The sequence below is a fragment of the Burkholderia savannae genome, from assembly GCF_001524445.2.
In the GTDB taxonomy this organism is placed as follows: domain Bacteria; phylum Pseudomonadota; class Gammaproteobacteria; order Burkholderiales; family Burkholderiaceae; genus Burkholderia; species Burkholderia savannae.
This window is the reverse complement of the sequence record NZ_CP013417.1, coordinates 717,280-738,251: the sequence shown is the minus strand read 5'-3', so window position 1 is coordinate 738,251 and position 20,972 is coordinate 717,280. Positions and strand designations below refer to the sequence as shown.

Genomic DNA, 20,972 nt, shown 5'->3' with positions numbered 1-20,972 from the left:
GCGCCCGGATGCGCGATGCGCGCGGGCGGCCGGAATGCGTGTCGCGCGCGTCAGCCGGCGCGCGCCTCGGTGCGAAGCGTGAATTGTCCCGCGTCGGTGCGCTCGAGCACGAGCGTCGCGTCGGCGTCCACGGCGAGCGTGCCCCCGGCGAAACGCGCCGCAATCGGCAGCTCGCGCCCGCCGCGATCGGCGAGCACCGCGAGCTCGACGGCGGCGGGCCGCCCGTAGTCGTACAGCTCGTTGAGCGCCGCGCGCACCGTGCGCCCGGTGTACAGCACGTCGTCGACGAGGACGATGCGCCGCCCTTCGACCTCGAACGGCAACGACGTCGGGCTCGCCTGGCTGTGCAGCCCCTTCTTCGCGTAATCGTCGCGATGCAGCGCGACGTTGACGACGCCGAAACCCGGCGCGGCAAGATCGCGCGCGAGGCGCTCGGCGAGCCATGCGCCGCCGCTGTAGATGCCGGCGAGCACGGGCCCGCCCGCTTCGGCGAACGCGGCTTCGCCATAGGCGCCGCGAATCTGGTCGAGCAGGACGCGGTAAAGCGCCTCGGCGTCAATTGAACTCATGATGATCGGGCAGTTCGTCGAGGTATTGTTGGAGGATGACACGGGCGGCCTCGGCGTCGACGCGATCCGCGCCGGCGCCGCGCGCGCGCAGGCCCGCACGCGCTTCGACCGACGAATAGCGCTCGTCGACCCAGCTCACCGGCAGGTTGAAGCGGCCGTTCAACTGATTGCCGAAGCGCAATGCCCGCTGCGTCATCTCGTGCGGCGCGCCGTCCGGATGCAGCGGCAAGCCGACGACGAGCGCGTCCGGCTTCCATTGCGCGATCAGCTCGCCGACCGCCTTGAAGCGGTGCTCGCGGTTCAGATTGGGAACGATGACGAGCGCGCGGGCCGTGCGCGTCAGCGCATTGCCGACCGCCACACCGATGCGTTTTTCGCCGTAGTCGAACGCCAGGAGCGTCGCGTCGCGCGCAAGCGCCGCGCTCATGCGTGCCCTGCCTCGCCGGAAAGCATCGACGGGCTCACGCCGAGCAACCCGAGCGCCGCTTCGAAGCGCTCCTCGGCGGGCGTGTCGAACACGATCCGCGGATCGGCCGCGACCGTGAGCCAGCCGTTCTTCGAAATCTCTTCTTCGAGCTGTCCCGCGCCCCAGCCGGCATGGCCGAGCGTCAGCAGGAAACGCTTCGGGCCCGTGCCCGTCGCGACCGCCTCGAGCACGTCCTTCGACGTCGTCATCTCGAGCCCGCCTTCGACCGTCATCGACGAGTTGTACGCGCTGCCCGCGACCGGCTCGTGCAGCACGAAGCCGCGCTCGGTCTGCACCGGGCCGCCGAAGTAGACGGGGATATGCAGGAGGGGCTCGATCTCGAGCTTCAGGTCGATGCGGTTGAACAGCGACTCGAGATCGATGTCGGTCGGGCGATTGATGACGAGGCCGAGCGCACCGCGCTCGCTGTGATCGCAAAGATAGACCACCGTTCCTGAAAACGTCGGGTCCGCCATGTTCGGCATGGCGATCAGGAACTGGTTGGTAAGGTTGATGCGATCGGAACTCTTTGACATGGTTTGAATTTTAGCAAAGACCTCGCGGCGCGACGGACGCCGCGTATCGCGGCCTCGTACGCCGCGCGGGTCGACACGACATATCACTCACTCTATCACGCGTTCGCGGCCAATCGGCATGCGCGCCGCGCGTGATTGCGCCACATCGGCCGAAAGCAAGAAGCCAGCCGAGCAGTTCACTCGCCGCCCGTCCCGTCATGCGTTCCGGGCCGCGCCCGACAATGCGCCCGCGAGCGCCGCGCACGCGTCCGTCAAGTCGGGCGGCGCGATGCCCGCCGCGATCCTGTGCAACGCGGCGCGCAGCGCTTCCGCGGCCTGCCGGCACGCCGCCGCGCCGGCCTCGTCCGTCGCGCCGAGATGCGCGCGGCGGCGCCACGCGAGCCCGAGCGCATCGGCGAGCAGCGCCGTGTGCCCGAGCCCGAGCGCACACGCGGCAGAGCCGACACGATACGCAGCCTCCGCCGCCTGCCATGCGGCGCCCGCGTCGGCCGCGCGCGGATCGAGCGCCAGTTCGGCCATCGACGCATCGGCCGTCTGCAGAAAATCTTCATATGCATGGCCGTTGACGGTGACGACACCGAGCTCTCGCGTCGGCGCGGCGCGCACCGCTTCGGCCTCGGCGCGCGCGGCGCCCGCCTCCCACAACGCCTCGGACGCCTGCGTAGCCGCGACGTGCCACGCGACGGTCAGCCCGTAGTCATGCAACAGCTCGACGTCGCTCACGTCCTCGGCCGCCGCGCCGTAAAGCGCATAGTCGCGCCAGAAAAGCGCGAGCGCCTCCCGGACAAGTGCGGCCGGCGCGATCCGCAAGCCGCGTGCCTGCTCGCCGAGCAGCAGATTGCAGCGCGCGAGAAAGCGCTTGAGTTCGACGCCGCCGTGCACGCGCAGCACCCGCACGCACGCGCCGGCGAGTCGCCAAAAGTCGTACGGAAACGGGCCAGCCAGTTCGGCCGTGCATTCGGCGAGCCCGTCGAGCGCCGTGTCGGTCGCCGCCTCGGACGCGCGCAACGCGCCGAGAAGCGCCTGCTCGTAGCGCGCGCGCAGGTGCGCAAGCGCATGCGGCGACAGCGCATACAGCGTCGCGGGCGGCACCGCCCGGCCGGCGAGCGCGAGCGCGTCGCGCGGCGTATCCGCGCGCAAGTCGCTCGCGGCCTGCGCGCACAGCGCGCCGTAATGCTCGAACAGCAGCGGCGAGCACGCGAGCTCACGCAGATTGTGCCGCTCGAGCGCGGCGCGGAAATCCCGCAACGCGGACTCGAACGCGATCGGCTGAACTTCGGTCGCCGCAAGCGGCGCGGCATGCGCAAGCGCGACGGTGAAGCGCTGCGCGGCGAGCCAGCCCGCCTCGTGCAGCGCCGCGGAAGCGACGGCAAGCGGCTCGGCCGGATCGGCTCGCCGCTCGAACGCCTGTTGCGCGGCGCGCAGCGCCGCCTCGGCCGTGGGGACGGCGCCGCCCCGCGGATTGGGCAAGGCGTCGAGGATCGGAACCGTTGCGATTTCAGAAATGATGGCCACGAGCGTCAGCACCTGAAACGAAGCCGCGCCGCAAGCGGCGCCTCAACCCGTCGATGCCGCCGCGCCGACGCCGCCGGCTCGCTCGATCGCGAACCGGCGGCGCGAGACGGTCAGATCTGGACCATCTCGAAATCTTCCTTGCGCGCGCCGCACTCGGGGCATGTCCAGTTGATGGGAACGTCTTCCCAGCGTGTGCCTGGGGCAATGCCCTCCTCCGGCAACCCAGCTTCTTCGTCGTAAATCCAGCCGCAGATCAGGCACATCCAGCTTTTATATTCCATCTTAAGCCGCGTAAAGGAAAGTCCGTTGATTTGAAGAGCCATGATGGTACCGTGTCGGCGCCGGACTGCCTAGCAATCGGCCTCTAGACACGTTTGCTCGCTGCGACGCGATAAAAAAACGCTTCGAACGAACGGAATCCGCCGCATAATTGACTGCGCGGGCGCACCTGGCTGGTGCATCCGCCAACCGGCTTCATCGTTTCCTCTTTCCATTTCCATGTCCAGCAACACCCCTCCGATCGTCCTCACTTTCGGCCTGTCCGATCCGACGGGCGGCTCCGGCCTGCAAGCCGACCTGATGACCCTCGCGAGCATGGGCTGCCACGGCGTGTCCGTGCTGACGGGCTACACCGTGCGCGACTCCGCCGCCTGCGACGAAGTCACCGGACTCGATCCCGACACCGTCGCCGCCCAGGCTCGCATGCTGCTCGAAGACATGCCCGTTGCCGCGTTCAAGATCGGCGCGGCGACGCGGGCGGAAGTCGTGAGCGCGATCGCGGAAGTGGTCGCCGATTACGACGGCGTGCCGCTCGTCCTCGCACCGGACTTCACGCTCGACGACGAGCATGTGCTAGCCGCCGACGACCTGCGCGAATCGATCGCCGATCTGCTCGCGCCGCAAACGACGCTCCTCGTCGCCGATCAAGCGACGCTCATCGCGCTCGCGCAGCCGGACGGCGACGCCGAAGCGCCGAATCTCGACGCCGCGCTGTCGCATCTGCTCAGCCAGGGCTGCGAATACATCCTGGCGACCGAGACCGGCTCCCACCGGCTCGTCAATTCGCTGTACAGCGAGGAAGGCCAGATCCGGCAGGATTTGTGGGAGCGCACGCCGCATCGGCTGATGGGCATCACCGACACGCTCGGCGCGGCGATCGCGGCGCTGCTCGCGAACGGCCAGGAGCCGCCGGAGGCGGTACGCGAGGCGCAGGAGTATCTCTATCAGGCGGCGCGCGACGCGTTTCGGCCCGGGATGGGCGCGTACCTGCCGGATCGCTTCTTCTGGGCGCGCAGCAATGAGGACGAATCGCCCGCGCCGACCGGGGTCGGCAAGCGCGCGAACTGAAGTGGCGATGCCCGGGCGCGGCATTGGCGGCACCCGGGAGATCCGGACGGTGCCGGCGAGCGGCGGGGGCTTTTAGCTTCTGGCTTCGCCTCCCCCAGCTTCGGAGCTCGAACCCCGGATCGTTGGCGCCAGCCCTCGGACTTCGGACCTCAAACTCCGCCACCGTCGCCCGATACCGTCGCCCGATACCGTCGCCCGATACCGTCGCCCGATACCGTCGCCCGATACCGTCGCCCGATACCGTCGCCCGATACCGTCGCCCGATACCGTCGCCCGATACCGTCGCCCGATACCGTCGCCCGATACCGTCGCCCGATACCGTCGCCCGATACCGTCGCCCGATACCGTCGCCCGATACCGTCGCCCCAAACGAAAACACCCGCATCGCTGCGGGTGTTTTCGTTTGGGAGAACGCGCGTCGCCGCGCGTCCTTCGATGTAATCGGCCTCAGGCCAATTACATGTCCATGCCCATGCCGCCCATGCCGCCCGGCATGCCGCCCGGCATCGGAGCGTCTTCCTTCGGCAGTTCCGCGACGGCTGCGTCCGTCGTCAGCAGCAGGCCGGCGACCGATGCCGCGTTCTGCAGCGCGGTGCGCGTAACCTTGGTCGGATCGACGACGCCGGCTTCCACCAGGTCGCCGTACTCGCCCGTCGCTGCGTTGTAGCCATAGTTGCCTTGGCCGGCAGCAACCGCCGCGACCACGACGCTCGCTTCTTCGCCGCCGTTCGTGACGATCTGGCGCAGCGGCTCTTCCATCGCGCGCAGCACGATCTTGATGCCGGCGTTCTGGTCGGCGTTGATGCCGGTCAGAGCCGCGATCGCGGTGCGTGCGCGGATCAGCGCGACGCCGCCGCCCGGGACGATGCCTTCTTCAACGGCAGCGCGGGTTGCGTGCAGCGCGTCTTCGACACGTGCCTTCTTTTCCTTCATTTCGACTTCGGTCGCAGCGCCGACCTTGATCACCGCCACGCCGCCGGCCAGCTTCGCCACGCGCTCTTGCAGCTTTTCACGGTCGTAGTCCGACGTCGCTTCTTCGATCTGCGTGCGGATTTGCTTCACGCGCGCTTCGATGTTCACGGCTTCGCCTGCGCCGTCGATGATCGTCGTGTTTTCCTTGCCCACTTCGATGCGCTTCGCCTGGCCCAGTTCGGCCAGCGTCGCCTTCTCGAGCGTGAGGCCGGTTTCTTCCGCGACGACCTGACCGCCGGTCAGGATCGCGATGTCTTCCAGCATCGCCTTGCGACGATCGCCGAAGCCCGGCGCCTTGACCGCAACGGTCTTCAGGATGCCGCGGATGTTGTTGACGACCAGCGTCGCGAGCGCTTCGCCTTCGACGTCTTCAGCGATGATCAGCAGCGGACGGCCTGCCTTCGCGACTTGCTCGAGCACCGGCAGCAGATCGCGGATGTTCGACACCTTCTTGTCGTGCAGCAGCACGAACGGGTTGTCGAGGACGGCGACTTGCTTGTCCGGGTTGTTGATGAAGTACGGCGACAGGTAGCCGCGGTCGAATTGCATGCCTTCGACGACGTCGAGTTCGTCAGCCAGCGACTTGCCGTCTTCGACGGTGATCACGCCTTCCTTGCCGACCTTGTCCATCGCTTCAGCGATGCGATCGCCGATCGACGAATCGCTGTTCGCCGAGATCGAGCCGACCTGTGCGATTTCCTTGTTCGTCGTGCACGGCTTGCTGATCTTCTTCAGCTCTTCCACCGCTGCCGCGACAGCCTTGTCGATGCCGCGCTTCAGGTCCATCGGGTTCATGCCCGATGCGACGTACTTCATGCCTTCGCGAACGATCGATTGCGCGAGGACGGTTGCCGTCGTCGTGCCGTCGCCGGCGTTGTCGCTGGTCTTGGAAGCGACTTCCTTGACCATTTGCGCGCCCATGTTCTGGAGCTTGTCCTTCAGCTCGATTTCCTTCGCGACCGACACGCCGTCCTTGGTGACCGTCGGGCCGCCGAAGCTGCGCTCGAGCACGACGTTGCGGCCCTTCGGGCCCAGCGTGACCTTCACTGCGTTGGCGAGAATGTTCACGCCTTCGACCATCTTCGCGCGGGCGGAATCGCCGAATACGACGTCTTTAGCTGCCATCTTCTAACTCCTTGAAATCTCTGAGATTGTGATCCGTTGGTGAACGCTTACTGAGCGTTGACCACGGCCATGATGTCTTCTTCGCGCATCACCAGCAGTTCCTGGCCGTCGACCTTGACGGTTTGGCCAGCATACTTGCCGAACAGAACACGATCGCCGACCTTTACGTCGAGAGCGATCGGTGCGCCCTTGTCATCGCGCTTGCCCGGGCCGATGGCCAGAACTTCACCCTGATCCGGCTTCTCAGCGGCTGCGTCGGGAATGACGATGCCCGAGGCGGTCTTGGTTTCCTGATCCAGGCGCTTGACGATCACGCGATCGTGCAACGGACGAAGGTTCATACTCACTCCTCTCTTGATTGAGACTGAAGAACGCTGAGGGAAACTACCGGACGGCTCGCCGGCCGGCAGGAATTGTTAGCACTCTCGTGCAGCGAGTGCTAATTATATGGACGGGTTTTGACAAATTCAAGAAGTGGAATCGCGCGCGATTCGGGGACGATCCGGCGGGTGGGAAGGCCGGGAAAACGGCTGCACGGCGACATCGCGCCGCACACAAATTACAACAAAAACAAATACTTGCAAAAACATCGCGTGATGCGACGGGACGCGTCGCGCGCCGCATCGTGGATTTCCCGAGCGGATCGACGGCGCATCTGCCGCGCCGACTCGGTCGATGCGGAGCACAAAATCATCGCATACGAAATCCTTACGGCCAAGCCGATTCGCCGTGACGGCAGGTCGCGGATCTGGCGGCCAGCACGGCCAATGCCGGCGACGAACCGCCGCCGCGCCCCGCCCCGTGGCACTTCGCGACGCATCTCGCTCCGAAACGACAAGGCGGCATGGCCTCTTCGCCATGCCGCCTTGCCTCGCCTTCTAGCCAACCACCTTCCGGCCGGTTACCGCCTGCCGCTGCCCCCTATATATAGGAAGGAGAGCGAAGGCGCGTCCCGCAGCATCGCCCGGACGCGCCGCGCGCCATTACTTCGGCAGCGCGCCGGCGAGCGTCGCGATCGACGACGCGACCGGAGCGAGCGGGCTCGACGCGGGTGCCGTCGACTTCGACGACGAGACCGTCAGGTTCGGCAACGACCCCACCACCGCACCGACTGACGAACTCACCGAGTTGACGACCGTGCTCGCGGCGGCGGCGCCCGTCGACAGCAGCGAGCCGGTCGAGGCGGCCGTGCTGCCGAACGCGTTGCCGCCCGACGTCAGGACCTTCCCTGCCGAGTTCGCGCCCGAACCCATCAGGGCGGAGCCGACGCTTCCGAGTTGCGAGCCCGTCGCGACGCCCGTGCCGGCCGCCCCCGTCAGGGCTCCCGTCAACGCACTCGCGCCGCCGCCGACAGCGCCGCCGATCACAGCAGCCGGACTGCCGCCCGCGACCGTCGCGATCGCGCTTGCCGCGTTGTTCGCTGCGCTCGTCAGCGCGCCAGCCGGATTGCTGACGGGCAGCGCGCTCACGAGGCCAGCGACCGCGCCCGTAACCGGGTTGCCGTTCGCCGCTCGCGCGAGCGTGCCCGCGACGTTGTTGACAGCGCCCGTCAACACGCCCGTCGGATTGGCGACGGGCAGCGCGTTAATCAGGCCGCTCACGACGGTCGTGATCGGCGTGATCGGATTGCTGCCGATCGCGTTCGCGAGCGTACCTGCCACGTTGTTCACGACGCCCGGCAGCGGGTTGTTGGCCGCCACGCCGGCGAGCGCGCCGGCCACGTTGCTGCCCGCGCCTGCGAGCACACCCGTCACGTTGCCGACGGCCCCGGCCAATGCGCCCGCGCCGTTGCTCGCCGCGCCCGCCAATGCGCCGGCCGTGTTGCCAAGGGCGCCGGGCAGCGTGTTGCTCAGTCCACCGATCGCGCCTGCGAGCGGATTATTGCTTGCAAGCCCGGTCAACGTTCCCACGGCGTTGCTCAGTGCACCCGGCAGCGGATTGTTGTTCGCCAGATTCGTCAGCGTGCCCACCGCGTTGTTCGCGACACCGGGCAGCGGGTTGTTCGCCACCGCGTTTTGCAGCGTGCTCGCGGCGTTGCTCAGTGCGCCCGGCAGCGGATTGTTGTTCGCCAGATTCGTCAGCGTGCCCACCGCGTTGTTCGCGACACCGGACAGCGGGTTGTTCGCCACCGCGTTTTGCAGCGCGCTTGCGGCGTTGCTCAGTGCGCCCGGCAGCGGATTGTTGTTCGCCAGATTCGTCAGCGTGCCGGCCGCGTTGCTCACGACGCCCTGAACGGGGTTGTGGCTCACCGCGTTCGCGAGCGCGCCCGCCAAGCTGTCGAGTGCGCCGCTGCTGATCGACGCGTCGGCCGAACCGAGCGCGCCGGCATGGATCGCCCCATGCTGCGCGTCGCCTGCGAGCGCCAATGTCGCGCCGCCGGAGCCGGCGCTGCCGAGATCGCCGGTCGATGCGGAGACCGGAAGAGTATTCAGCCCCCCTGCGACGGCCGGCGTCGCAGCCGCGACCCCAAACGCGACTGCTGCGGACAGTGCAATGCTCGTCAACTTGAAGTTTTGTTTCATATGTGACCTCGTGTGGATAGGTACCGCCGTCATTACGGCGCGGAGGTCATCGCACGGAGCATGCCAGCATGTGCGCCGAGTCGATCGCGCACTGTTTTCTTCAAAAACACAAATCGTCGGCGAATTTAATTGCTCGATATGTCGAACGGGCAGCATAGTTAACGTGTCGCCATACAGTCGTTACGAACGCCGTAACGTAACAATGCATTGCATTCCGTTACATTCAATCTCAAGAAATGTCATTATTCAATGCATACATAAATTCCTTAAAAATCCAATGAAAATTCAATAAAAAATTGCATTGATATTTCATGAAAAATATGTCATTCGCCACTCCCTCGAGACGACGACGTGCGATCATCGTCAGGATCGAGGATCGGCCTCTCATTGCGCAGATCCGTTGGGGATGGCAGGGCACTCGGAGCGAAGCAAAACTCCTTCCCGCGCGGCCAGAAAGATCCGGAGACTCGAACATCCCTGCCTCTTCCTCACGGCTCCGTCGCCCAGACGATCTACGACATGGTCAGGCACGGCCGCACATGCGGCGACGTTTGCACGCCCACTCGCCCGCACACATTCAATCGGCGACCGCCAGCCATCATCTTTCATGTCGAAATGAAATATCGATTTCATTCGCTCGACATTCTTTCTTCTTCCACATGAAATGCACTTTGAATTGAATAAAAAATGTCGACTTGACTCCTCCCAAGGTTCGTGATTTCGCTCAAAAAAAATCGAACGAATTCGATGCCGTTCACGAAACGGACATCTTCATCAAGATCGCGCGCCGAACATCGCACCCGGCGATCCGACGACAGGGCTCGCGAGAAGCACGAAGGATCAGATCGACGTGGCGCGCACGATCGATGCGACCGGCATCAAGCCGGCGATCGATCGCACGTTCGCGCTCGACGACATCGCCGGCGCGTTTCGCCGCCAAGCGGCCGGCAGACACTTCGGCAAGATCGGCCCGTCGATCTGAGCGCGAACCGCGTGGGCCGCCCGCGCGGCCGGCTCGGCACTCAGCGCATCGATCTGCGCTTCGTGTGAACGATCGGGTTGTACCGCGACGTGAAGCTCATCGTTGCGGACAACCGCGCAAGCGCAGCCGCGCCCGCACCGCCGACCTCGCTGTGCGCGGGCGAGGCGAGAAGCGCAGCGAGCCACGCGTTCAGCGCGTCGCCATGAAAGCGGCGAGCCATCGCGGTCACGATGTCGGGCGCCGCGATCATCACGCCCGCGAGCAGGTAGCACGCCCAGAAGCTGCCGGCGCCCGTCAGGCGATCGAGCCGGCAGACGGCGAGCGCGGCGAGCAGCCCCTCGGTCGAAGCGAGATCCTGTCGCTCGCCGCGAATCGCGGCCGCAACGCCATTGTGTTCGCCGCCGTACGCGGCGAGCGTGATGGGCACGTTCGCCGCGAGCGTTGCCGAAAACGCCGCGAGTGCGGCCATCGCGTCGATGCTCTTTTCGTCCGCGCCCCACATGCGTCCGATCGCACGGTCGATCACGCGGCCCGCCGCCCGTCCGTCGAAGCGCACCAGACCGCGCATCGCGTCTTCGGCGACTTCGCTGTCCGTGGCGAGCCCGCGCCCGACGCCGAACTCGATTGAGTCGAGCGCGGCCCAGCCGATTTCGGGACCGACGTAGCCGCACGCGTCGGCAACGCCATACGCGCCGTCGAACACGGCTTTCGAACCGGGCAGATGGCGATCCACGGCCGCAAGCAGCCGCTTCGTCGGCATGCGCTCGAATGTGCCGAAAGCCGTGGCGAGCGCCGTGTCCGCAGACACGCCGCCTTGCAGCGCCGCGAGCAGTTCGTTCAGAAGATCGGCGGCGGCCGCCGGGCCGTGCCGCGCGTTCGCGCCCGCCCGCGCGAGCGTGTCGCGCGCGGCGGTTGCGATGCGCGCCTCGCGGCTCGCCGCCGCCGAGGATGCGAAGCACTCCGCATGATCGAGGAGATGCCGAAGCCATGCTGCCGTGCGCAAGCTGCCGAGCGACAGGCCTTGGGCGTCGACGCGATGATTATGATTGTCAGGCATGGGTCATCCGAGAAATAGCGATGCGGATCGTGTCCGCACTCGGGCGACGGCAACTGTCGCTGCACGTCGCGCACGAGCCGCCTTCGCCCATGCGTCGAAGGCTCGACTCCGCGCGCCGCGTCGATGCGCGAACGCGTCGCCCCATTCTTTTCGACGACGGCCGCCCCGCTTTCGATCGGGCTCCGAAACGCCGGCGCGACGGCTGTTTCGCCTTCGCACCCGTTTCGCGCGCCTGCGCGCCACCCGCGCACGCATCGCGCGACGCGCATCGCGGCCCCACGCGCCCACCCCTTCAGCGCGATCGCGATGCTCGCCGGGCCGCGCATCCCGGCATAACGGCATGCGCGACTGCCCTCGCGTCAGGCGGCCTTTCGGTCGCACTTCGTCTCGCGAACGCGGCGGCTCCTGGCGGCCGCGTTCGCGCAATGCACGCGCAGCGGCTCATGATCGACGAGCCGCCGCACGCAGGAACCCCGACGAACGCGAATTACTGCACGCGGAACTTCGGCGACGTCACGACCGTCCCCGTTACCTTGCAGTCCGGCGTCAGCACCGCATTGCTGAAGGTCAGCGACGAATTCGCATCGCTCCACGTCGTGACGATCTTGCTCGGGCCGCACTGGCCGAGCAGCGTCACGTTGACCTGCGCGTTGTTGATCGTCAGTTGCGTCGCGCTGTCGGCCTGGCCCGTCCACGGACTCGTGCCGCTCGCGCTGCCCTTGATGAGCCCGCACAGGCTGTTGCTGCCGGTAAACGTCGTCGACGTGATGTTGACGATGCCCGCGGGCGTGATCGTGCCGTTGAACGTCGCGACGCAGTTCGCGGAAATCGAGCCCTTGGTCAGCAGCGTTTCGTTGGGAGACGACGTCGCCGAGAACGGCTCGCCGTTCGGATTCATCGGCTGCCCGTCGACGCGAGATACGGTGACGGCGAGCGCTGGCGTAGCTGCGGCCGCTGCGAATGCCAACGCGACAACGAACGGAACAAATTTACGGTTACGCATGGGTCTGCCTCACTTGACGAATGGCGGCATGCCGCCAGTGACGTGACGTCGCAGCCGACGAATCGCGACCGCTCGGTCACAGGAAGCCCGGGCGCCGGCGCCGCGCGCCCATGGCTCAGAACTTGTAGGAAATCCCGACGAACGTGATGAGCGGATCGGCCTTCAGCCGCGTGCGCGTCGTCGCGAGCGTCGTGCCGTCGGCCGCCTTGATGACGAGCGACGAGTACGTCTTGAGCGGCATGTACGACAGCGTCGCCGTCAGCGCCCAGTTCTTCGCGAACGCATAGCTCGCGCCGAGGTTGTAGACCGGCGTGAACGACGACGAAGCCTTCCCCTCGACCGACGTCGGCCCCGGCTTGCCGGCGCCCGCCGCGAGCACGCTGCCGAGGTTGTCGTTGATGTCCTTCGCGAAATTGCCGTTGAGCTCGATGTTCGAGAACCAGCTGTACGCCACGCCGATGCCGACGAACGGCCGGAACTTCGCGGTCGGCGAATTGAAGTAGTAGTTCAAGATGATCGTCGGGCTCCATTGCCGCGCATTTTTCACGGCGGGCTGATTCGCCGGATTGCCGAGATCGACGCTGCCGAGCGATCCGGACGGACCGGGCGGCCGGATGACGCCATGCCCCGTCAGTGCGAACTCCGGCGGAATCCCGAGCACGGACGTCACCGCGATATGGTCGGTGAAGAAGTACGTGAACGTGAGGCCTACCGTGTCCGCGTTGTTGACCGTGAGGCTCGTGCCCGGTGACGTGAACGATCCCGGCAGCCGCAGCGGCCCGTTGATCGGCGAATTGACGACGTTGGTGGTGAGGCCGTTGGTCGAATCCTGCGGCATCACGTGCAGCCAGCCGAGCGTCGCGACCAAATCGCCCGCCCCCTGCGCGAAAGCGCTCGTCGATGCACCGGCAACGACGCACGCGGCAATCAGCTTCTTCATGAAGTCTCCTGATACTCCGGTCGGTCGACGCGGGCTGCAAGCCGCGCGTCGCCGTGTGTCTCCTGTTGCGCGCGGCGCTCACTGCACGAACGCGCCCACCGTGAAATACGGGTTGTTGACGTCGCTCATGTCGAGAAAGCCGAACACGCCGCCCGTGAAGATGAACTTGCCGGTAGGCGGCCCCGACGCGGCATTCGTCTGGACCGTCGTGACGACGCCCGGCACGGCCTGCGTGTAATCGAGATCGAGCGAGCGCGTGAGCGCGACCTGCGACGCATGGAACGGATCGAGCAGCGTCGCCTGCGCGCCGACGAGCGCCGTCGCACGGTAGTCGAGCACGCTGTCGACCCCCGTGTACTCGCCGTTCTGCGAGCCCGACGCGATCGTCGCCTGCGGGCTGAGGATCGAGATCCCTGATTCGTCGTCCGCGACGGGCGAGCCTTGCGTCAGGTCGGCATTCGCCGCGCCGGTGCGGATGAAGATCGGCACCAGCTGATTGCGCAGCTTGCCAACGATCAGGATGCCCTTGCCCGCCTTCGTCGGATCGAGCGACGGCAGCGTCGCCGCAATCTGCGGCTGATAGTTGAGCGACTGGAACGCCGGCGCGTCCGCGCGCAGCGTCAGTTTCTGATTGACGGTCGCGCTCGATGCGAGCGGCTGGCCGCCGTTCTTCTTGCCGAAGTTGTCAGTCTCGACGTACGTGCCGTCCGCGTTGATCGTGACCTTCGCGTCGACCGCCGCCGGCGCGAAGTTTTGCGACGGCACCTGGTGATAGCCGAGCTGGTTGTAGTTGCCCGCGATCTTCGAAAGATCGGTCTCCTGATCGGAGAAGCTGATGAACGGGTAGTAAGGGAACGTCGTCTTCGGAATCTGGCCGACGCCGATCACGCCGCCGAACTGGATCGTCGCGCCGGGTATCGCGCCGCCCAGCACGCCTTCGCCGAGAAACACCCGCGCCGGACGGTTCGGATCGAGGCTCGCGTTGTTCAGCCGGAACGTGCACTGATTCAGCTTTTCGGTCGGCAGCCCCGTTTCGTCCGTCAGCGTGCCCGTCACGACGTTGTTCGGCGGCGTATCGCGCGTCGGCTGCACGGTGCCCGTCGCCGCCGGCACCGGCGACGCCAGATACGTGATCTGAAACGTCATCTTCGTCGTGTCGAGCTGCACGCGGACCAGTTCGCCCGAACCCGAGCCGCCCGTGAACACGGTGTTGTAATCGATCGTCTTCGGGCACAGACGGACGACGGGCGCGGGCGGCGGATCGTCCCCGCCGCCGCAGGCGGTCAGGACGGGAGCCAGTACGGCGGCGGCCAGCGATTTTCTCCAATACATAGGAATCCTCGATATCGTGAAGTCCGCGGCGGCGCCCGGCGCCGCCGCCATGTCATGCTTTACTGAACGAATGCGCCGACCGTGAAGAACGGGTTGTACTGGCTGTTGTTGACGACCATTCCGTACACGTCGCCGACCTTGATGAGCCAGCCGTAGTCGCCTTTCTTGAAGATCGCGACCGCGCCCGTGCTGCCTTGCGCATTGAAGTCGCGCGTCGCCGTCACCTTGATCTTGCCGGGCGTCGTCTGCGTGTAATCGAGCGAGAACTGCGAGCTCACGGACGACGTCATCGGATCGAGAAATGCCGCAGTCGCGCCCTGGAACAGCGTCGACGTATAGTTCGCCGCGAGCGTCGACACGGCCGAGCCGTCCGTGCAGTTTCCGGCGGACGGATAGAAGAAGCCGTCGTGATACGTGCCGGGCAATTCGGGATGAGGCGTCGTGTTGTCGAACGCGGAGCCGCTGTTGGCGGGCGCGTTCGAAGTGCCGCCGAAGCTCACGACGCCGCACGCAACCGCGCTCGTCGCGCCGATGAAGCCGCCTTGCAGCGAATTCGCCGCGAGCGGCGTGACGGGCGCGAGCACCGAGATGCCGATCTCCGCATCGGCGACCGACGCGAGCGGATTGCCCGCGTTGACGTTCGCGTAGCCGACGCGAATGACGACTGGCACGAGCCGGCCGTTGAGCTTGCCGACGATCATCACGCCCTGCGCCTGGCTCGGCGTGATGATCACGAGCGGCTGCCCCTGCCCCGCGGACGGATACGGCTGGTTCGGTTGCGGATGGCTCACGAACACGTTGTCGGGCGAGCCGTCCGCGTTCGTGCGCAGCGTCCAGGGCGTGCCGGTCGTGCGGCACGAGTAGTCGCTGCCCGGCGTGATCGTGCACGAGCCGTCCGCATTGAGCGTCTGAGTCCAGTTCACGACATCGGGCTGCCAGCCTTGCGGCGCGGCCGTCTGGAACGACGTGCCCGTCGGCAGCAGGTGCACGCCGACTTCGTTGTAGGCGCCCGCTACTTTCGTGAAATCCGTTTCGGTGTCCGTAAAACCGATGAACGGATAGAAATCGAACGTGCGCGACGGCACCGTGCCTATCGTGAAGCCGGGAAACAGCTGAAGGCCCGAGAACGCGACCGTCGCGCCCGGAATGCCGCCGCCCACGACGCCCATGCCGACGAACAGCATCGGCGGATCGGCTCGGTTGATCGTCACCGAATAGGCGCCGTCGCTCGTCGCGCCGTTGTCGAGCACGAACGCACAACGGTTCTGCTCGGCGGTCGGCAGGCCCGTTGCGTTGTGGAACGTGCCGTTGATCGTGAGACCGGCGCGCGTGTTGTTGATCTGCCCCGCCGACGTCGGCACCGACGACGCGACGAACTGCATCTGATACGTCTTCTTCGCGGTATCGAACTTGACCTTCACGTATTCGCCGCTGCCCGACCCGCCCGTGTACGTCGTCGAGTAATCGAGTGCGTCGGGGCAGAGCTTCGTCACCGTGGGCGGCGTCGTGCTCGGGCCGCTCGGCGGGCACGAGCCGCCCGAACATTGCCCGACCTGTATCGGGCTGGGATCGTCGCCGCCGCCGCAGCCGGCGACGAACGGCATCGCGGCGACCACACAGGACAGCACGGCAGCGCGAAGATTAGGAATGCAAAACATCACCCCTCCTTTTTGATCGAATCCGGTCTCGTCCGGCGTGACCTTACCGCCCGCCGGATGGTTGGTATCTCGGTGTCGCCGACTGGCGACGCGGCGATTCGCGACGCTTGGCCGCGAACGCGCGGTCAGTGCGGAATCGACCCGCGGAATTCAATGCGCGCGCCGATTCGCGGCGCGGCATGGCGATGCGGCGCCCTCAAGCGGAAATTGAATGAATATCGACGGCTAATTAGCGATGCGATTGCGCGGGAAAGCAATGCGCGCGACGACTGCCCGAATGGGAATTTGAAAAGACAACTGCTCCGCCGACCCCTCGTATGTGCGTATCATCCTCAGTCTCCGTAAGTACGCTCGTAGTTATCGTGCTGCTTTATTTGCCATGACTATGATCCGATGAATGGGCCGTGTAAACCGACACATGGTTCCAAACATCCGAGCCACGACAAACCTCGACCACTCAATGTTCTCAACGTTTTTTCAAACGTCGTACTTGGCGATGTCAAATTCCGATCGAACAGCTTTCGCGTTGCTTTCTCGCAAGCATGATGAATGACGCGGCGCATCAAAGCAACCCTTTCCGCATTTTTCGCTCGTTTCGTACGATGCAGGAAACAATGGCGTTGTTTCGATTCGCCAGAAAAAACATCAGTCGGGAATAAAAATCACATTGCGCCGGCATTTATTTTTCTCGATATTTCGCGGCGCCGATTACGAACCGGCCGAACGCTTGCGATCGCTCAGTCGGTCGCGCCGCTTTTCTGGGCGTCATAGGCCGTGCGCGCGTCGAGCACGGCGTCGATGTGCGTCTCCGCCCACACGATGATCGGCGAGATCGAATGCGCGAGCGTGTGGCCGAGCGGCGTCAGCGCATATTCGACCGATACCGGCACCGTCGCGTAAACGGTGCGGGCGACGAGACCGTCCCGCTCCAGCCGCTTGAGCGTTTGCGACAGCACCTTCTGCGACAAGCCTTCGATGTGCCGCAACAACGTGTTGAAGCGCAGCGGCTGATGCGACAGCAGCGCGAGGATCAGCACGGTCCATTTGTCCGCGATGCGATCGAGCACAAGCCGCGTCGGGCATTCCGACGCGTACACGTTACCCTTGCGCAGCGCGTCGAGAAGCGAAGGTTTCCTCTCGGTAATCTGCTCACCTTTCGGTGCGTTCTTCCTCATCGTTGCCATCCAGTCTATAGTTTCCACCGGTAACTACCTGTTCCGCAGATACTAGCACCAATTGCACGACGGTTCGCTTCCGTCGCGCGACGCGCGCGGCGCAAGGCTTCCGGTTTTCGGGACGACCGGCAACGCAGCCGGTGCCGTGTCGATTTGTCGATTCGTTTTGCTAACTTTTCAGCGAGGTGACGCGCCCAGATTCCGATTCGATGATACCGTCCTGCTTCGACGACGCCGCATCGCTTGCCCACGCGTCGCCTTCACAAAACCAATACTCTCAGGGAATCCTTCATGTTCAAGCGCTCCCTCGTGGCGCTCGCCGCCGCAGCCGCTTCCTTGTTCGGCGCAAGCCCATCTCATGCGGCGGACGCCGCCGCACCGCTTCAGATCGACGTCTACAACCCCGGCGAGAAAAGCCTCTTTCCCGTGTCGTCGGAAATCGTCACCGGCAAGACCGGCACGATCCTCATCGACGCACAGTTCCAGCGCAACGACGCCGAAGCCCTCGTCAACAAGATCAAGGCGACCGGCAAGCCGCTCAAGCTCGTCTACGTGAGCCACAGCGATCCGGACTACTACTTCGGCCTCGATACGATCAAGGCCGCGTTCCCGGATGCGAAGATCGTCGCGACGCCGCAGACGGTCGCCGCAATCCGGGCGAACAAGGACGACAAGCTCGCGTACTGGGGGCCGATCCTGAAGGACAACGCGCCGCGCTCGCTCGTCGTGCCGCAGCCGCTCAAGGGCGACAAGCTGACGCTCGACGGTCACGAGCTGCGCATCGTCGGGCTCGACGGCGCGTCGCCCGACCGCACGTTCGTGTCGATCCCGTCCGCGCGCGCGGTCATCGGCGGCATTCCGGTCGCGGCGAACATCCACGTGTGGATCGCCGATACGCAGACGCCGGAATCGCGCCGCAACTGGATCAAGACGCTCGACAGGATCGCGGCGCTGCATCCGAAACTCGTCGTGCCCGGCCACTACCTCGCGAATTCGGACGGCAGCGAACCGTACACGCTCGCGTCCGTGAAGTTCACGCGCGATTATCTGGTCGCGTTCGACGCGGAAGCCCCGAAAGCGAAAAATTCCGCGGAGCTGATCGCCGCGATGAAGGCGCGCTATCCGAACCTCGCCGACGTGTCGTCGCTCGAAATGAGCGCGAAGGTCATCAAGGGCGAGATGCAATGGCCCGTCGCCGGCGCGGCGTCCGCCTTCCCGGCCGCGGGGAGGAAGGCGCTCGTGCAGTTCGGCGACATCGGCTTTCGCCTCGACTTCAAGGACGACCACACGATGACGTTCGTCGGCACGTCCGGCCAGTACCAAGGCGCGACCGACACCGTCGAATACAAGGCGACGCAGATCCGGCCGCAAGTATTCATGGTCTATTGGCACGAGCCGAAGAGCGGTGACAACGTCGTGCACGTCGAAGATTTCGAGAACGGCGTCGTCTACACGAACATCGCGCATCGCAACGGCGAGTCCCTGCATCTGAAGGGGACGATCCGCCTCGAGGACGCGAAGTAAAGCCGAGCGTCGCACCTCCGGCCGCCTGAGCCGGGGGCGGCGGTGCAGCGGTGCGGCCGTACGACGGTGCGAGCGGCGCGGCGCTTCGCCAACGCGCCGCGCCGCGCCGCGCGAGCGATCCGCTCGATCCGGCCGCCGAACGCGCCTTCGATGCGCACGTGATCGCATCGCCCGACACGCCATCTAGTATTCTGGATTGCATGGACGTCAACCAACTGATCGCGCGCCGCGTGCGCGCCCTCCGCGACCTTCGCGGCTACTCGCTCGACGCGCTCGCGGAACGCAGCAAGGTGAGCCGCTCGAACATCTCGCTCATCGAACGCGCGCAAAGCAGCCCGACGGCCGTCGTGCTCGAACGGCTCGCGAATGCGCTCGGCGTGTCGCTCGCGTCGCTGTTCGAGGACGATCGCGACGCGCACGCCGCGTCGCCGCTCGCTCGCGCCGCCGAGCAGCCGGTCTGGAAAGATCCGGCGTCGGGCTACGTGCGCCGCAGCCTGTCGCCCGCGGTGGCGTCGCCGCTGCAGCTCGTCGAGGTGAGGTTCCCGCCCGGCGAGCGCGTCGCGTACGACACCGGCGAGCGAGACGCGGATTGGCATCAGCAGATCTGGATGCTCGAAGGCGAAATGGACATCACGAGCGGCGACGGCACGTGGCGCGTCGCCGCCGGCGACTGTCTCGCGATGCGTGTCGATCGCCCGACCCTCTTCTTCAATCCGGGCCGCAAGGCCGCGCGCTACGTCGTCGCGCTCGCCGCTGCGAACGCGATCCGTGCCGGGAGAATCGAATGAGCGACTCGATCGACGTGCGCTGCGTCGGGCCGAACGAAGCGGCCGCGTGCATCGACGCGCTGTCCGACGTGCTGATCGATTGCGTCGAAGGCGGCGCGTCGGTGAGCTTCATGGCGCCGCTCGCGCGAGACAAGGCGCGCGCGTTCTGGCGCGACGTGGCCGATGGCGTCGCGCGTGGCGATCGCACGCTCTTCGTCGCGCAACACGCTGACGGCCGCATCGTCGGCACGGTCCAGATGATCACGCGCTTGCCGGAAAACCAGCCGCATCGCGCGGACGTCGCCAAGATGCTCGTGCATCGCGACGCGCGGCGCCGCGGCGTCGCGCAGCGGCTGCTCGACGCGCTCGACGGTGCCGCGCGCGCGGCCGGCAAGACCGTCCTAGTGCTCGACACGGTGACGGGCGGCGACGCCGAGCGGCTCTACCGGCGCGCGGGATGGCAGCGCGTCGGCGTCGTGCCCGATTACGCGCTGATGCCCGACGGCGCGCCGTGCGCGACGACGTTCTTCTACAAGCGGGTCTGAGCCGCGGCGCCGGGATCGCGCGCCGCGCCAGCCGCACGTGCGACGCCTGCGCCAGCCGTCCCGTGCCCGCCGCCATCTTTCGATTGCCCGGCAACGCCGCCGTGCCTTAAGCTCGCCTGATCGGCCGTTTCGTCTGCAGATTGCACCACGTGCCACGCATGCCGCAGGCGCGCTTGCATGCGGCATCGGCGCGCCGCGGTCGGTCGATACGCGCCGTGGCCGATTCGAGCCGCAGAGCATCGCCGCCCGGCCGGTCCCGCGTTTCCTCGACGAGCGATTCCCCATGACGGTCAACCCGACTTTCGCCTTCATTGTCACCTGTCTCGGCTTCGGCTTCATCCCGGGCCCGGCGCTGCTGCAAACGGTCTCGCTGACGCTGCAGCACGGCCGACGCGCGGGCGTGCTGTCGGCGCTCGGCATCCATCTCGGCGCATTCGTCCAGATCTGCGCGGTCGCGGTGGGCGCGGTCGTCGTCTTCGACACGTCGCCGTGGCTCTATCACGCGCTGCGCGTCGCCGGCGGCGCGTATCTGGTCTGGCTCGGCGTCGAGCGCATCCGCTCGCGCGCGGGCGACGACGGCGCGCCGTCCGCCGTGCCGAGGAACGTGATCTCGTCGAGCGCGCTCATCGAGGCGTCGAATCCGAAATCGGCGCTGTTCTATCTGTCGTTCCTGCTGCAATTCGTCGATCCGGCCGCGCCGCTCGGCGTCGGCTGGCAGCTCTTCCTGCTCGGCGCGAGCGCGAACCTGCTGTTCTCGCTCGCCGACCTGACCTGCATCGCGCTCGCGCATCCGCTGCGCACGCGCGCGACGCCGGGCGGCGCGGCGATGATCGCCGGGCGCTATCTCGCGGGCGCGCTCTTCATCGCGCTCGGCGTCGCCGCGATCGTCGAGCGCTGACGCGGCATTGCACGGGCAGCCGGACGAGATCGCGCGCGT

General features: G+C 66.2%; 19 protein-coding genes and 1 pseudogene. 6 read left to right on the top strand and 14 right to left on the bottom strand.

All coding sequences use genetic code 11. From position 1 onward, the window contains the following. Positions 1 to 50: 50 nt before the first annotated feature. The 5 genes from pyrR to WS78_RS03700 all read right to left on the bottom strand — a co-directional run bounded on the left by pyrR (position 51) and on the right by WS78_RS03700 (position 3,367). Complete coding sequence (gene pyrR, locus WS78_RS03720; RefSeq protein WP_038752940.1) at positions 51 to 569, bottom strand: bifunctional pyr operon transcriptional regulator/uracil phosphoribosyltransferase PyrR; 519 nt, start codon at positions 567 to 569, stop codon at positions 51 to 53. Continuing rightward, positions 556 to 996, bottom strand: coding sequence for a Holliday junction resolvase RuvX (gene ruvX, locus WS78_RS03715; protein ID WP_038752943.1), 441 nt, complete (start codon positions 994 to 996; stop codon positions 556 to 558). The genes pyrR and ruvX overlap by 14 nt, the downstream gene beginning before the upstream one ends. After that, complete coding sequence (locus WS78_RS03710; RefSeq protein ID WP_038752945.1) at positions 993 to 1,571, bottom strand: YqgE/AlgH family protein; 579 nt, start codon at positions 1,569 to 1,571, stop codon at positions 993 to 995. Before WS78_RS03710 ends, ruvX begins: the two co-directional genes overlap by 4 nt. Positions 1,572 to 1,766: 195 nt before the next feature. Then, a complete protein-coding gene (locus WS78_RS03705) occupies positions 1,767 to 3,077 on the bottom strand; it encodes a hypothetical protein (protein WP_226377229.1) in 1,311 nt (436 codons plus the stop codon). Between the two features lie 119 nt (positions 3,078 to 3,196). Continuing rightward, positions 3,197 to 3,367: a rubredoxin gene (locus tag WS78_RS03700; protein ID WP_004186709.1), complete on the bottom strand. Its 171-nt coding sequence runs from the start codon at positions 3,365 to 3,367 to the stop codon at positions 3,197 to 3,199. 217 nt (positions 3,368 to 3,584) lie between these two features. Between WS78_RS03700 and WS78_RS03695 the strand changes: the two genes are divergently transcribed. After that, positions 3,585 to 4,433, top strand: coding sequence for a hydroxymethylpyrimidine/phosphomethylpyrimidine kinase (locus WS78_RS03695; RefSeq protein ID WP_038752949.1), 849 nt, complete (start codon positions 3,585 to 3,587; stop codon positions 4,431 to 4,433). A gap of 456 nt (positions 4,434 to 4,889) precedes the next feature. Here WS78_RS03695 and groL read toward each other — a convergent pair whose 3' ends face one another. The 3 genes from groL to WS78_RS03680 all read right to left on the bottom strand — a co-directional run bounded on the left by groL (position 4,890) and on the right by WS78_RS03680 (position 9,052). Continuing rightward, positions 4,890 to 6,530 carry a chaperonin GroEL gene (groL, locus tag WS78_RS03690; protein WP_038744520.1) on the bottom strand — a complete coding sequence of 547 codons (1,641 nt, stop codon included), beginning with the start codon at positions 6,528 to 6,530 and terminating at the stop codon, positions 4,890 to 4,892. A 47-nt stretch (positions 6,531 to 6,577) separates the two neighbouring features. After that, positions 6,578 to 6,871, bottom strand: coding sequence for a co-chaperone GroES (gene groES, locus WS78_RS03685; RefSeq protein WP_009889537.1), 294 nt, complete (start codon positions 6,869 to 6,871; stop codon positions 6,578 to 6,580). 642 nt (positions 6,872 to 7,513) lie between these two features. Continuing rightward, complete coding sequence (locus WS78_RS03680) at positions 7,514 to 9,052, bottom strand: hypothetical protein (RefSeq protein ID WP_082717247.1); 1,539 nt, start codon at positions 9,050 to 9,052, stop codon at positions 7,514 to 7,516. Positions 9,053 to 9,881: 829 nt separating this feature from the next. Between WS78_RS03680 and WS78_RS37440 the strand changes: the two are divergent. Continuing rightward, a pseudogene (locus WS78_RS37440) lies at positions 9,882 to 10,034 on the top strand (zinc-binding dehydrogenase); the annotation flags it as partial. Between the two features lie 40 nt (positions 10,035 to 10,074). Here the strand turns inward: WS78_RS37440 and WS78_RS03665 are convergent. The 6 genes from WS78_RS03665 to WS78_RS03635 form a co-directional block, all read right to left on the bottom strand. Beyond that, the gene (locus WS78_RS03665; RefSeq protein WP_038751883.1) at positions 10,075 to 11,091 is read right to left on the bottom strand and encodes a hypothetical protein; all 1,017 of its coding nucleotides are present in this window, start codon (positions 11,089 to 11,091) and stop codon (positions 10,075 to 10,077) included. A gap of 487 nt (positions 11,092 to 11,578) precedes the next feature. After that, positions 11,579 to 12,094, bottom strand: a complete 516-nt coding sequence (locus WS78_RS03655) for a hypothetical protein (protein ID WP_038751877.1) — start codon at positions 12,092 to 12,094, stop codon at positions 11,579 to 11,581. Between the two features lie 115 nt (positions 12,095 to 12,209). Continuing rightward, positions 12,210 to 13,034 (bottom strand): OmpW/AlkL family protein, encoded by an 825-nt coding sequence (locus tag WS78_RS03650; RefSeq protein ID WP_059583566.1) that lies wholly within the window; start codon positions 13,032 to 13,034, stop codon positions 12,210 to 12,212. A 78-nt stretch (positions 13,035 to 13,112) separates the two neighbouring features. Then, positions 13,113 to 14,366 carry a DUF2957 domain-containing protein gene (locus tag WS78_RS03645; protein WP_038751897.1) on the bottom strand — a complete coding sequence of 418 codons (1,254 nt, stop codon included), beginning with the start codon at positions 14,364 to 14,366 and terminating at the stop codon, positions 13,113 to 13,115. 59 nt (positions 14,367 to 14,425) lie between these two features. Then, entirely contained in the window at positions 14,426 to 16,024 is a 1,599-nt protein-coding gene (locus WS78_RS03640; protein WP_038751871.1) for a DUF2957 domain-containing protein, read from the bottom strand. Between the two features lie 737 nt (positions 16,025 to 16,761). Further along, positions 16,762 to 17,208, bottom strand: a complete 447-nt coding sequence (locus WS78_RS03635) for a winged helix-turn-helix transcriptional regulator (RefSeq protein ID WP_059583564.1) — start codon at positions 17,206 to 17,208, stop codon at positions 16,762 to 16,764. A 282-nt stretch (positions 17,209 to 17,490) separates the two neighbouring features. On the opposite strand from WS78_RS03635, the gene WS78_RS03630 reads away from it, so the two are divergent. The 4 genes from WS78_RS03630 to WS78_RS03615 all read left to right on the top strand — a co-directional run bounded on the left by WS78_RS03630 (position 17,491) and on the right by WS78_RS03615 (position 20,933). After that, the gene (locus WS78_RS03630; protein ID WP_082717245.1) at positions 17,491 to 18,723 is read left to right on the top strand and encodes an MBL fold metallo-hydrolase; all 1,233 of its coding nucleotides are present in this window, start codon (positions 17,491 to 17,493) and stop codon (positions 18,721 to 18,723) included. 200 nt (positions 18,724 to 18,923) lie between these two features. Beyond that, the gene (locus WS78_RS03625; protein ID WP_059583677.1) at positions 18,924 to 19,511 is read left to right on the top strand and encodes a helix-turn-helix domain-containing protein; all 588 of its coding nucleotides are present in this window, start codon (positions 18,924 to 18,926) and stop codon (positions 19,509 to 19,511) included. Next, the gene (locus WS78_RS03620) at positions 19,508 to 20,035 is read left to right on the top strand and encodes a GNAT family N-acetyltransferase (protein ID WP_059583560.1); all 528 of its coding nucleotides are present in this window, start codon (positions 19,508 to 19,510) and stop codon (positions 20,033 to 20,035) included. Before WS78_RS03625 ends, WS78_RS03620 begins: the two co-directional genes overlap by 4 nt. Positions 20,036 to 20,318: 283 nt before the next feature. After that, positions 20,319 to 20,933, top strand: coding sequence for a LysE family translocator (locus tag WS78_RS03615; protein WP_038751861.1), 615 nt, complete (start codon positions 20,319 to 20,321; stop codon positions 20,931 to 20,933). Positions 20,934 to 20,972: the final 39 nt, after the last annotated feature.